Origin of the sequence: Kitasatospora sp. NPDC093550, assembly GCF_044764985.1 — a bacterium.
Classification (GTDB): domain Bacteria; phylum Actinomycetota; class Actinomycetes; order Streptomycetales; family Streptomycetaceae; genus Kitasatospora.
In genome coordinates this window covers 37,246-49,093 of sequence record NZ_JBIWJF010000013.1, presented here as the reverse complement: position 1 = coordinate 49,093, position 11,848 = coordinate 37,246, and the positions used below count along the sequence as shown (strand labels likewise).

General features: G+C 71.4%; 8 protein-coding genes and 1 riboswitch. Of the genes, 1 reads left to right on the top strand and 7 read right to left on the bottom strand.

Translation table 11 applies throughout. The features are described from left to right. Positions 1-86: 86 nt before the first annotated feature. The 7 genes from ACIRD3_RS21620 to ACIRD3_RS21590 all read right to left on the bottom strand — a co-directional run bounded on the left by ACIRD3_RS21620 (position 87) and on the right by ACIRD3_RS21590 (position 10,143). Positions 87-1,145 carry a ferritin-like protein gene (locus ACIRD3_RS21620; RefSeq protein ID WP_402218966.1) on the bottom strand — a complete coding sequence of 353 codons (1,059 nt, stop codon included), beginning with the start codon at positions 1,143-1,145 and terminating at the stop codon, positions 87-89. Positions 1,146-1,374: 229 nt separating this feature from the next. After that, positions 1,375-1,863: a hypothetical protein gene (locus ACIRD3_RS21615; protein WP_402218964.1), complete on the bottom strand. Its 489-nt coding sequence runs from the start codon at positions 1,861-1,863 to the stop codon at positions 1,375-1,377. A 102-nt stretch (positions 1,864-1,965) separates the two neighbouring features. Continuing rightward, entirely contained in the window at positions 1,966-2,961 is a 996-nt protein-coding gene (locus ACIRD3_RS21610; RefSeq protein ID WP_402219409.1) for a ribonucleotide-diphosphate reductase subunit beta, read from the bottom strand. Between the two features lie 20 nt (positions 2,962-2,981). Next, positions 2,982-5,381: a ribonucleoside-diphosphate reductase subunit alpha gene (locus ACIRD3_RS21605; protein ID WP_402219406.1), complete on the bottom strand. Its 2,400-nt coding sequence runs from the start codon at positions 5,379-5,381 to the stop codon at positions 2,982-2,984. Positions 5,382-5,571: 190 nt separating this feature from the next. Beyond that, a riboswitch (cobalamin riboswitch) is annotated at positions 5,572-5,705 on the bottom strand. A gap of 72 nt (positions 5,706-5,777) precedes the next feature. After that, positions 5,778-7,625: a glycosyltransferase family 39 protein gene (locus ACIRD3_RS21600; RefSeq protein WP_402218962.1), complete on the bottom strand. Its 1,848-nt coding sequence runs from the start codon at positions 7,623-7,625 to the stop codon at positions 5,778-5,780. Then, a complete protein-coding gene (locus ACIRD3_RS21595; protein ID WP_402218960.1) occupies positions 7,622-8,719 on the bottom strand; it encodes a glycoside hydrolase family 26 protein in 1,098 nt (365 codons plus the stop codon). The genes ACIRD3_RS21600 and ACIRD3_RS21595 overlap by 4 nt, the downstream gene beginning before the upstream one ends. Before the next feature lie 5 nt (positions 8,720-8,724). Next, positions 8,725-10,143 carry a glycosyltransferase family 2 protein gene (locus tag ACIRD3_RS21590; RefSeq protein ID WP_402219403.1) on the bottom strand — a complete coding sequence of 473 codons (1,419 nt, stop codon included), beginning with the start codon at positions 10,141-10,143 and terminating at the stop codon, positions 8,725-8,727. A gap of 437 nt (positions 10,144-10,580) precedes the next feature. Here ACIRD3_RS21590 and ACIRD3_RS21585 point away from each other — a divergent pair, with 437 nt between their 5' ends. After that, the gene (locus tag ACIRD3_RS21585) at positions 10,581-11,807 is read left to right on the top strand and encodes a ricin-type beta-trefoil lectin domain protein (protein WP_402218957.1); all 1,227 of its coding nucleotides are present in this window, start codon (positions 10,581-10,583) and stop codon (positions 11,805-11,807) included. Positions 11,808-11,848 lie beyond the last annotated feature (41 nt).

The following is an 11,848-nucleotide window of genomic DNA, read 5'->3' as shown; positions in this document are numbered from 1 at the left end:
TGAGCGGTCCTACGGGCCCCGCCCGGCGTTCGTGGGCCGGGCGGGGGTGTGCGGTGGGGGACGTCCGGTCGGTCGGAGACCTTCGGTCAGTGGGAGACGAAGAGCCACTCCGGGCCGTAGGTGTGATGGGGGTCGGAGGGGAGCTTGACGGCGTTGATCGTCCGCGCGGCGTCGCCCAGGTCGCCCATGTTCCCGATCGCTTCGAAGAGCGCGTTCCCGTTGCCGTTCCACGCCGCGTGGAGGTTCGTCAGCATGGTGCTGTAGGTCGTGTTGAAGGTCCTCAACGCGTCGGCCGTGGTCGGGTCGGGCGCGTTGGCCGGGTCGTTGGCCCAGCCGCCGGCGGGGACGCGGGCGACCGGGGAGGTGTCCGGGAGCGGGACGTCGGCGCCGGTGAACTCGAAGGTTCCCGTCGCGGGGTTCTTCACCAGCTTCTTGCCGACCGCGATCTCCTTGAACGCGTAGTAGTGGGCGAGTTCACCCGGCGCGCCGGGGAACGGGTTGTCCGGGGAGGCCGTGGTGCCCTCGCCCTGGCTCTGGATGACGGTGATCGCCTTCAGCACGTCGTCGATGGTGTTCATCGCGACGATGTTGTTGCCGGCGCCGTGGTTCGAGAGCGGGAAGGTCACCTGGTTGTGGCCGGTGAGCAGGTGGGCGAACCTCGGGAAGACGTCGGCGATGCGCTGGTAGAAGGCGCCGATGGTGTTGCCGTCGGCGGCGAAGGCGAGCGGGTTCTCGGGCTTCTCGATGTCGGCGAAGAGGGCGGCCGACTCCCTGGTCAGACCGCTGAGGAACACGGTGAGTCCGGGGTTGACCCCACCGGGCAGCTCGCTGGGGTACTTGGGGACGGTGAGCGGGTCGTCGAGGACGACGGAGCCGCCGATGCTGGTGAGCATGTTGCAGACCAGGCCGAAGTGGGACATCTCGTCGAAGACGATCTCGCGGATGGTGTGGCGGACGGGCTTGGAGTTGTCCGGGTCGGTGATCGACCAGAGCGCGGTGGCGTAGGGCGGGATGGTGGAGAGCTCCAGCATGATCGCCCGCTGGAGGGCGTCCTTGAGCTCCTGTTCCGTCCAGTCCTCCTCGGCGACGTTCATCAGCTGGACGATCGCGTCGCTCTCGTAGTCCAGGATTCCGGTCCTCGGCACGGATGGGCCCCTCTCGGTCGGCGGGTGTGCGTTCTGCGGCTGTGCGCGGAACGTAGCCGGGGGCGGATCGTGCGTACGCGTGGGAGGTCGGCGTGGCCCGGGAGTTCATTCGGACGGGCGGCGTGCGGGAGACGCCCGGGTACCGTACCGGGATGTCCGGGATGTCCGGCACCCGGGCCGCCGCCGAGCAGCGCCTTCTCCACCAGGCGCGGTGGGAGCTCGTGGACCCTCAGGTGAGGTCGTCGATCCAGAACATGAGGAACCGCAGCAATCCGCCCGGGGCGCCGGCGCCGAAGCCGACCACCATGGCCTGCCCGATCGCGACGTCCGTCGGATCGACGCCCTGGGACCACGTCACCCGCGCGTCGAGGCCCGGAATCGTGCGGCCGGGCGCGTACGCGCGGAACGAGCCGTGGGCGTGGGCGATCAGGGTCCCGCCACGCCACAGCTCCGCCTTGCGCAGGCCGGTGGCCCTCAGCTCGTAGCCGCGGTCACCGACGAGGGCGGTGCGGGTGCGGCTGCGACCCTTCCCGGTCGGCACGCTGTGCCCGTTGACGTTCATCGCGCCGTGCTCGCGGTCGGGCACCACGGTGACGACCGGCGTCCCCGCTCCGTGCACGCGGGCGACGACCGACGGCCAGCGGTCGTAGTCGATCCGTATCGGCCCGAACGGGCCGTCGACCACGCGCTGTTGTGACAGGGAAACCTTGCGGGACATTGCCTGAACACTCCTGGAGACCGGGGACGCGACAGCGGAGCTGCCGCGGGGAGGGCGTCCTCCCTGCGGCAGCTCCGCTGGTGTACTGAACGGCAGTCGATCCTAGAAGTCGTCGTCGAAGGAGACCGAGCCCTCGACCGCGACCTGGTACGCCGACACCCGGCGCTCGAAGAAGTTGGTCAGCTCCTGGACGTTCTGCAGTTCCATGAACCCGAACGGGTTCGCCGAACCGTACCGGATCGGCAGGCCGAGACGCGCCAGGCGCTGGTCGGCGACCGCCTGGAGGTACTCGCGCATGGACGCGGTGTTCATGCCGGGCAGGCCGTCACCGCACAGGTCCTGGGCGAACTGGAGCTCGGCCTCGACGGCCTCCTCCAGCATCTCGGTGACCTGCTTGGCCATCTCGTCGTCGAAGAGGTCGGGCTCCTCCTCGCGGACGGTGTCGACCACGGAGAACGCGAAGTCCATGTGCATGGACTCGTCGCGGAACACCCAGTTGGTGCCGGTGGCCAGGCCGTGCAGCAGGCCGCGCGACCGGAACCAGTACACGTACGCGAACGCGCCGTAGAAGAACAGGCCCTCGACGCAGGCCGCGAAGCAGATCAGGTTCAGGAGGAACGCGCGGCGGTCCTCCTTGGTCTGCAGCGAGTCGATGTGGTCGACCGCGTTCATGTACTTGAAGCAGAACTTCGCCTTCTGGGCGATGGAGGGGATGTTCTCCACCGCGGCGAAGGCCGCCGCGCGGTCCTCCGGGTCCGGGAGGTAGGTGTCGAGCAGCGTCAGGTAGAACTGGACGTGCACGGCCTCCTCGAACAGCTGACGCGACAGGTACAGCCGCGCCTCCGGGGAGTTGATGTGCTTGTAGAGGCTCAGCACCACGTTGTTCGCGACGATCGAGTCACCGGTCGCGAAGAAGGCGACCAGGCGGCCGATCATGTGCCGCTCGCCCTCGCTCAGCTTGGCGAGGTCGGCGACGTCGGAGTGCAGGTCCACCTCCTCGACAGTCCAGGTGTTCTTGATCGCGTCCCGGTACCGGTCGTAGAACGACGGGTAGCGCATCGGGCGCAGGGTCAGCTCGAAGCCGGGGTCGAGCAGCATCTTGCGGTCGTCGGCGGAACTCACTGGCAGGCCTCGCAGGACTCGGGGTTCTCCAGGGAGCAGGCGATGGCGTCCTGTTCGGCCTGGGTCATGGTGGGGGCGGGAACCGGCACGGCGGTGCGGGCCGCGCCGGAGGCGGCCTGGGCGATCCGGGTGGCCGGGCGCGAGCGCAGGTAGTAGGTGGTCTTCAGACCGACCTTCCACGCGTAGGCGTACATCGAGCTGAGCTTGCCGATGGTCGGCGCCGCCATGAACAGGTTCAGCGACTGGCTCTGGTCCAGGTACGGCATGCGGGCCGCGGCCAGGTCGATCAGCGCGCGCTGCGGCAGCTCCCACGCGGTGCGGTAGAGCGAACGGACCTCGGCGGGCAGCCAGTTGAACTCCTGCACGGAGCCGTTGGAGTCGCGCAGGGCGTCCCGGGTCTGCTGGTCCCAGACGCCGAGCTCCTTGAGCTCGCGCACCAGGTACGGGTTGACCTGCAGGAACTCACCGCTCAGCGTCTCGCGCTTGAACAGGTTGGACACCTGCGGCTCGATGCACTCGTACACGCCGGCGATGGACGCGATGGTCGCGGTCGGCGCGATCGCGAGCAGCAGCGAGTTGCGCAGGCCGGTCTCGGCGATCCGGGCGCGCAGCGCGGTCCAGCGGTCGGCCCACTGCGGGGCGGCCGTCGGGAAGTGGTCGATGTGCAGCTCGCCGCGGGCGGCGCGGGTCTCGCCGTACGCCTCGTGGCGGCCGAGCTGCTCGGCAAGGTCGGCGGAGCGCTCGTAAGCGGTGAGCATGATGCGCTCGGCGATCATCGTCGACAGCTGCTTCGCCTCGGCGGAGTCGAAGTCGATCCGCAGCTGGAAGAAGACGTCCTGCAGGCCCATCACGCCGAGGCCGACCGGCCGCCAGCGGGAGTTGGAGGTACCGGCCTCGGTGGTCGGGTAGAAGTTGATGTCCACCACGCGGTCGAGGAAGGTGACGGCGGTGCGCACGGTGGCGTCCAGCCGCTCCCAGTCCATGGCGCCGAGCAGGTCGTCGGCGGTGGCGCCGGGGGCCACGTGGGCGCCCAGGTTGACCGAGCCGAGGTTGCAGACGGCGGTCTCGGAGTCGTCCGTGACCTCCAGGATCTCGGTGCACAGGTTGGAGGAGTGCACCGTGCGGCCCGGCAGCGCGGTCTGGTTGGCGGCGCGGTTGGAGGCGTCCTTGAAGGTCATCCAGCCGTTGCCGGTCTGCGCCAGGGTGCGCATCATGCGGGCGTACAGGGTCTGCGCCGGGATGGTGCGGACGGCCTTGCCGGCCTGCTCGGCCTTGCGGTACGCCTCGTCGAAGTCGGCGCCCCACAGGTCGACCAGCTCGGGCACGTCGGCCGGGGAGAACAGCGACCAGTCCGCGTTGGCGTTGACCCGGCGCATGAACTCGTCCGGGATCCAGTGCGCCAGGTTGAGGTTGTGGGTGCGGCGGGCCTCTTCGCCGGTGTTGTCGCGGAGCTCCAGGAACTCCTCGATGTCGGCGTGCCAGGTCTCCAGGTAGACGCAGGCCGCGCCCTTGCGACGGCCGCCCTGGTTGACGGCGGCGACGGAGGAGTCCAGGGTGCGCAGGAACGGCACGATGCCGTTGGACTTGCCGTTGGTGCCGCGGATCAGGCTGCCGCGCGAGCGGATGCGGGAGTAGGACAGGCCGATGCCGCCGGCGTGCTTGGACAGGCGGGCGATCTGCGCGTAGCGGTTGTAGATCGAGTCCAGGTTGTCCAGCGGGGAGTCGAGCAGGTAGCAGCTCGACATCTGCGGGTGCCGGGTGCCGGAGTTGAAGAGCGTCGGCGAGGAGGTCAGGTACTCCAGGCGGCTCATCAGGCCGTACAGCTCGGCCACCTCGCGCACGGACTGCTCGGTGTCGCCGACCGCCAGGCCACAGGCGACGCGGAGCAGGAAGTGCTGCGGGGTCTCGACCACCTTGCGGGTGATCGGGTGGCGCAGCAGGTAGCGGGACTGCACGGTGCGCAGGCCGAAGTACTCGAAGCGGTCGTCGCCCCGGCCGTCGATCAGGGCGTCCAGCGCGGCGGCGTGCTTGGCGACGAAGTCCGCGGTGGTGTCGCCGATCAGGCCCTCGGCGTGGCCGACGGCGATCGAGGCGGAGAAGGACGTGGCGCCCTGGCTGTTCGCCTCGTCGACGATCTCCAGGGCGAGCAGGCGGGCGGCCAGCTTCGAGTACTGGGGGTCCTCGGCGATCATCGACGCGGCGGCGTCCACGGCCAGCCCGCGCAGCTCGGCGAAGTCCGAGCCGGCGTGGCGGCCGCGCAGCGCGGCGGCGGCGACATGGCCGGGGTCGACCTCGGTGAGGTCGGCACTGCGGTCGGTGAGCAGCCGCAGCAGGGCGCCGCCGGGGTCGGAGACCGTCGGGTCGGTGAAGGCGGTACCGGAGCCCTGGGCGGGCAGCGTGGCTGAGGCAGCGGTGGTCAAGGCGCTCTCTCCTGGCGGCGATCGGCGGCGGTGATCGGGGGCACCGGGCCGATCGGGGCAGGGGAGCACGGCACGAACGCAAACGGCGTCGCGCGACGGTGTCTCCCCGGCCCGCCCGCGAGGCCCGGAGGGGTACTGCTGGTGCTGGCGCGGCCTCTGCGGGAGGGCCGTGGCGCAGGCCGCCGGCAGGTCATCGGACTCGCGGGGACGGCTGCTCCAGCCGCCCGCACACCGCTGCGGGGCAGTCCCGGATTCCCACCGGGTTCCCCTGCATCGACAGCAGGAGTGAGCATACATGTAGTGCCGCCTGACTGTGGCGGCACCATATGTTGTGCCTGCCGTGTCGCCCGTGCGAGCGGGCCGGGTGGGCCGTCAGTGCTTGAGATAGACCTTGTACGTGCTCGAATCGCCGGTCGGCGAGGTGAATTGGGCCACCAGCCGGTACTGCCCGCCGGCGGCCAGGGCGGCGCTCAGGGCCCGGTCGGTGGCCCTCGGCGCGGTGCTGTCGAGGACGACCATGGTGAACCAGCCGTCGCGGATCGCGGCGGTGCTCCCGTCGTCCCCGTGGTGCTGCACGCCGGCGGCGTCGCGGTACTCCGTGCCGGTGCGCGCGGAGACCCACTGCTCGGGCTTGCTGACCGCGCCGAGGTAGTACTCGGCGAGTCCGTCGACCTCGGTGAGGTAGCGGCCCTGGGGCACCGCGTGGACCCGCAGGACGGCCAGCAGCCGACCGGAGTCGGGCCCGTCCTGGTAGCGCAGGGTGGACTGCTCCAGGCCGAGGGCGAGCAGCGCGACCCAGACCAGGATGCCGAGCTGGGGGTGGCGGAAGTGGGCGCCGACCAGCCGGGTCAGGCCGACCCCGGCGAGCGGGGCGGCGAGCAGCATGCCGTAGCCGAGGTGGCGGAACAGCGCGCCGGAGGTGCCGGTCCACAGGTGGGCGGCCGGGACGAGCAGGGCGGTGGCGGTCAGGGCGGTGCCCAGCAGGGCGCGCTGGCCCCGGCTGACCGGGACGCTCTCCGTCGACGGCGCGTCGTGCTCGTTCATCTGCTCGCGGCGGGCGTAGGCGATGGTGCCGGCCACCGCGAGGACGGTGAACAGGCCTCCCCACTGGACGGTGGAGAGCAGGATGGCGCCGGCCGAGCCGGGGGCGTTGCCGTGCGAGGGCGACCACCCGGCGACCTTGCCGAGCGTGCCGTACGGGATCAGCAGGACGACGGTGCCGGCGGCCAGTAGCAGCGCGCGCAGGGCGGCCGGGCCCGGCCGGCGGTGCGGACGGGCGGTGGCCAGCGCGAGGCCGACCAGGGCGGGCACCGCGAAGGCGGCCGAGTAGGCGACGGCGCAGGCGAGCGCGGCGGCCGGAGCGGCGGCCAGGACGAGCGCCGGATGGCGCCGGGCGGTGAACACCGTGGCCCAGGCGGCGAGGGCGACCAGCAGGACGGCGAGGGACTCGGGAGCGGCGTAGAAGCCGACCACGACGGTGGACTGCAGCACGGCGTAGACGGCTATCGCGCAGATCGCGACCCGCTCGTTGAACAGCCGTCGGGTCAGCGAGTACAGCAGCGCCGTGGTGACCAGGGCGAAGCCGAGGCTGAGCAGCCGGGTGCCCCAGATGCCGTTGGCATCGGCGGCGGCGCCGGCCAGCGGCGGGTAGAGCCAGGGCGAGCCGTTGATCCGGTCCAGCAGGGTGGTGGTGACCGGGGTGCCGTGCATCAGGTGGGCGAGCTGCTGGCGGCCGGCGACCATGGCGGCGGCCTCGTCGGGGTGCGCGGCGGCGAGCAGCCGCAGCGACAGCGCGGCCTGGACGGCCAGCACGGCGCCGAGCAGTCCTCGGGCGATCCAGCGACGGCGCGGGCTGGTGCCCGGGTCCCAACCGATCGCGGGGACCTGCGGGATGGCGTACGGCGCCAGCTCGATGCCGTCGGGGTTGTCGATGGCCACGGCGGTCCCGGCGGTCCCGGCGGTCCCGGCGTTTGCGGTGGTCACGGCGGCCGCTGCCGTGGTGGCCGCGCGGGGCCCGGGGACGCTCGGCTGGGGCTCGGGTTCCGGGCCGCCGGCCCGGCGGCGGGTGGCGCGGCCGGGTGGGGCGTCACCGGGCGCGGCGCCGGGTGCGGTGTCGCCGTCCGGTGTGGCGTCGGGCACGGCGCCGGGCGGGGTGTCGCCCTTCGGTGTGCGCCGGCGCGGGATGGGGGCGAACGGGTTGAAGTCGGAGTCAGTGCTCATCGGGGGTTCCGGATGTCGAAGCCGTAGCGGGGGTCGGACACGCGCTGCTTGAAGGCGGCGAGGGTGTCCGGGACGGCCTCGACCCGCCAGTCCGCCCGCTTGACGATGTTGAACCAGACGAAGCCGACGATGTCCTCGTGCGCCTCCAGGCCGGAGAACAGCTGGTCGATGTCCGCGCGTTGGCGCTTGCCCTGCTCGGAGGCGGTCTCGCTGATGAAGAAGGGCTTCTTGGAGAAGGTGCGGATCTCGGCCATGGTCGGCCCGTACAGCGTCTCGAAGGTCTTCGGCCCGGTCTTGGTGAAGTAGCCGGTCATGCCGGCCCAGTCGACGTAGGTGTCGCCGGGGTAGTACGGCGCCAGGCGGGTGTTGGGCGCGGGATCGGTGATGTTGGGGCTCCAGACCCAGATCACGTTGGTCGCGCCGGCCTGGTCGAAGAGGTCGTGGACGTGCCGCCAGGCGGCGACGAACTCCGCGGGGCTGGAGGCCTGGCGGCCCCACGGGTACCAGTCGCCGTTCATCTCGTGGGCGATGCTGACGGCGATCGGCAGGTTGAGCTTGGCGACGGCCTTGGCGACGCCGCGCACGTAGTCGTCGGTGTCACCGGCCGCGATCGAGGCCAGTGAGTGGTCGTACGGCTCCCACGCCATGTAGGGCAGCGCGCCGGCCTCGTAGATCCGGCGCACACCGGCGGTGTCGAAGCCGCCCTTCCAGTGGGCGTAGTACTCCAGGACGTTGGGCTGCTTGCCGATCGCGGTGCTGTAGGGCGCCAGCGCCTCCATCGTGCCGGGGACGTCGGGCAGGGCGGCGCCGAGGTACTTGTGGCTCGGCTTGAGCAGCGGCGTGACGTCGTACGGGACGCCGGTCGGCAGGGCCTTGGGCTTGGCGGGCGCGTTGGCGGCGGAAGCGGCCCCGGCGGAGGGGCCCGCGCCCGGCGAGGCCGACGCGGTGGCCGGCGCGGGCGCGGCGAGGCCCTCCTGCATCGCGAAGCCCGGGTCCTCGGGCCCGCAGGCGGCGGTGAGCAGCAGGCCGCCGGTGAGCAGCGGGAGCGCCAGCCGGCGACGGAGCCGCCCGGCTCGTCGGAGGTGGGCGGTCATGGCGATCACACTGCTTCCGTGGGGCGGGGCTGGACGAGGACCCGGCCGACGATGGTGGCGTAGAAGAGCCCGGAGGCGAGCACGAGGGCGAAGTTCAGCGGGCCCATGGTGAGCATCCGCCAGATGCTCAGCAGCACCCAGAGCAGGGCCGTCCCGCCGCCCCAGGCGATGACGCCGATCCAGAACCGGCGGGTCTTGTTCTTCTTGGCGCCGCTGGAGCCGGTCGGCTGCCAGGCCATCCGGTTGCGGCGCACGATGTCCCAGATGGCGAAGACGTGTGCCCAGCCGTACATCATGCGGGCGGCCCAGGCCTCCAGGCGGTAGGGGTTGCGGTGCCAGAGCGGGAAGACGACCGTCGCGTAGAGCAGCCCGGGCAGCACCAGGGCGGTGTTCTGCCAGCGGATCAGGTCGGGGCGGGCGAGCAGCAGGACGATCGGGATGAGCGGCGAGACGAGGGTGAACAGCGCCGTGTGGATGTAGTAGAAGAAGCCGGAGAGGTAGCAAGCGCGGGTGACCGGCCGCAGTTTGGTCTGCCAGAACTTCTTGCTGCCGAGCAGGCTCATCGAGCCGGTGCACCAGCGGTACTGCTGGTTGAAGAAACCGCCGACGTTGTCCGGGCAGACGCCGGTGGCCAGCGCGACGGGTATGTACTGCAGGTCCCAGCCGAGGCGGCGCAGGTCGAAGCCGGTGTGCACGTCCTCGGAGTGGCCGATCAGGGTGGTGCCGCCGTTCTCCTCCAGCGCGGCGCGCCGGTACACCGCGCAGCTGCCGACGCAGATGGCGCCGTCGTTGCGCTGCCGGGAGACCTGGACGGTCCGGTAGAACAGCTCCTGGACGGCGCCGGCGCCGCGTTCGATCCAGTTCTGCGAGTCCAGGATGCGGAAGAACTGCGGGGACTGGACGATGCCGAGGCGGGGGTCGGCCTCCATGTAGGGGAGCATCTCGTTCAGCAGGTCCGGCCGGGGCGCGAAGTCGGCGTCCAGGATGAGGATGTAGTCGCTGTCGGAGTTGCGGAAGCCGAACTGCAGGTTGCCGGCCTTCTTGAACCAGCCGAGCTTGTCGCGGGTGCCGTACACGAACTCGAAGTCGACGGCCATCTGCGCGAGGTGCGGGCTGTTGCTGTCGTCCAGCACGTACGGGGTGACCTCGCCCGGGTACTGGTCGCGCAGCCGGGCGACGTGCGTCCAGGTGTTGTGCAGCACCTCGATCGGCTCGCCGGCGACGGGCAGGAAGACGTCGACGGTCGGGTAGCGCTCGGGTTGCCAGCCCTTCACCAGGGCGCGGTGCGCGGCGAGGTCGAAGGTCTGGTTGAAGCCGTGCACCCACCGGGAGATCAGGTAGTAGACGATGGTGAAGGCGAGCGGCGGGACGAAGACGAAGAACCACGGCGTCGCACTCAGCAGGCCTATCTCGCTGGCAACCATGCAGGCGAAGCTGATGAGGGAGAAGCAGGTCAGCACCCAGAGGTTGGTGCGCGCGTACAGGTACTTCTCGGTGTTGTCCGGCGGTTGGGGGAGCAGGCCCCACTGGTTGCGGGCGGCCGGGTCCCGTCGGCTCCGACGTCGTGAGACGGGCGGTTGCCCGCTGCCCGCGAGTCGCGTGCCCTCGGTGACGGTCACGTGCTCTACTCCCCCGAAGCCGTATTTGAGTCTGAACCGTCCCCGCGTGGCGGCCGTTGCCGGTCGGGTCGCGGGGGGACGCCCAGGATCGTACGGGACCGGTTGCGGTGAGTTCGCTCCCCCCTCTTCCGTGGGCCGTCCGGAACCGATGTCGAGTGCCGCTCGTGATGTGAACGGAAGTACGGGTGGAGCGCATGTGTACGGTGTCCGCCCAGCGGGTGAGGACGGTTCGGGGAACAGTGATGATCATCGAGGACGGCGTGGCCGGGCGCGCGGCGCGGGGTCTGCGGGCGGTGGTCGCGTTCGGTGCGGTTGCGGCGCTGCTGGCCGGGTGCAGCGGCGAGGTCGGGGCGGTGGAGCAGCCACCGGCCGTCACTGCGACGTCGGCCGCGGCCGGTCCGGCTCTCTGTTCGACCGCGCAGGAGCCGTTCCCCAAGCTGGCGATGGACGGCGGGTCGAAGATCCTCGAACCGAACCCGTGGAACACCGCGGGCACGGTCTGCGTGGACCCGGTCGGGGACAGCGGGTTCACGGTGTCCCAGATCCGCGACTTCGTCCCGAAGGTCCCGCTCGCCCCCGGTGCCTACCCCAACGTGTCCACCGCCCCGGGCGCGAGCGGACTGCCCGTGCCGGTCAGCGCGCTCGGCGACGCGACCGCCGACTGGGACGCCAACGGGCGGGTGAGCGGCTCCTTCAACCTCTCCTTCGACCTCTGGTACGGCTCCAGCCCCGACAACTGCCTGCCGGGGGAGAGCGCCGAGGTGATGGTCTGGCTGGACGCCACCGATAGTGTGCGCCCGGCCGGCGACAAGGTGGCGGACTCCCAGCCGTTCGGGGACGCGAACTACCACGTGTACCAGGCCGCGATCACCGGCCCGCACAGCGTGATCAGCTACGTCCGCACGGTGCCGACCCACACCACCCGAGGCCTCAACCTGCGGCTGTTCACCGCCGACGCGATGGCACGCGGCTACGTCCCCAGGGGCTCGTACCTATGCCGGGTGCAGGCGGGCTTCGAGGTGTGGAGCGGTGGCACCGGCCTGCGCAGCGAGTCCTTCGCCTTCCACAACCGGGTCGGCCTGCCGGCCGGCGAGGTCCCGGCCGGGGCGCCCGGGCTCTGCCTGCGACACGCGGGCGGTGGGCTCGCGGGTACCCCGGTGACCGTCGGGTCCTGCGGCGACCCGGGCGTCTCGACCGGTTGGACGGTCGGCAACGACGGTTCGCTGCGCGGCGGAGCGGCCTGCCTGGCGGCGACCGCGGACCGCGCCTCGGTGATGCTGGCCGAGTGCACCGGCGCGCCCGCACAGCGCTGGATGCCCTCCTCCGGACAGCGGCTGCGCCAGCCGGACACCGGTCTGTGCCTGGGCACCGCGGGCGGTGCGCTCGCGGACGGTACGGCGGTGCTGCTACGGCCGTGCGCGGACGCGGTCTCGCAGCGCTGGAAGCTGCCGTACAACGGGATCGCCTGACGCGGCGCCGAGGCCGGGGCGGTCCTGACGTTTCGTCCGCG

What these genes read in the sequence shown, in the direction of transcription:
- ACIRD3_RS21615 (WP_402218964.1), bottom strand. Translation starts at nt 1,863, where the DNA reads ATGTCCCGCAAGGTTTCCCTGTCACAACAGCGCGTGGTCGACGGCCCG.
- ACIRD3_RS21610 (WP_402219409.1), bottom strand. Translation starts at nt 2,961, where the DNA reads ATGCTGCTCGACCCCGGCTTCGAGCTGACCCTGCGCCCGATGCGCTAC.
- ACIRD3_RS21600 (WP_402218962.1), bottom strand. Translation starts at nt 7,625, where the DNA reads ATGAGCACTGACTCCGACTTCAACCCGTTCGCCCCCATCCCGCGCCGG.
- ACIRD3_RS21595 (WP_402218960.1), bottom strand. Translation starts at nt 8,719, where the DNA reads ATGACCGCCCACCTCCGACGAGCCGGGCGGCTCCGTCGCCGGCTGGCG.
- ACIRD3_RS21590 (WP_402219403.1), bottom strand. Translation starts at nt 10,143, where the DNA reads ATGGTTGCCAGCGAGATAGGCCTGCTGAGTGCGACGCCGTGGTTCTTC.
- ACIRD3_RS21585 (WP_402218957.1), top strand. Translation starts at nt 10,581, where the DNA reads ATGATCATCGAGGACGGCGTGGCCGGGCGCGCGGCGCGGGGTCTGCGG.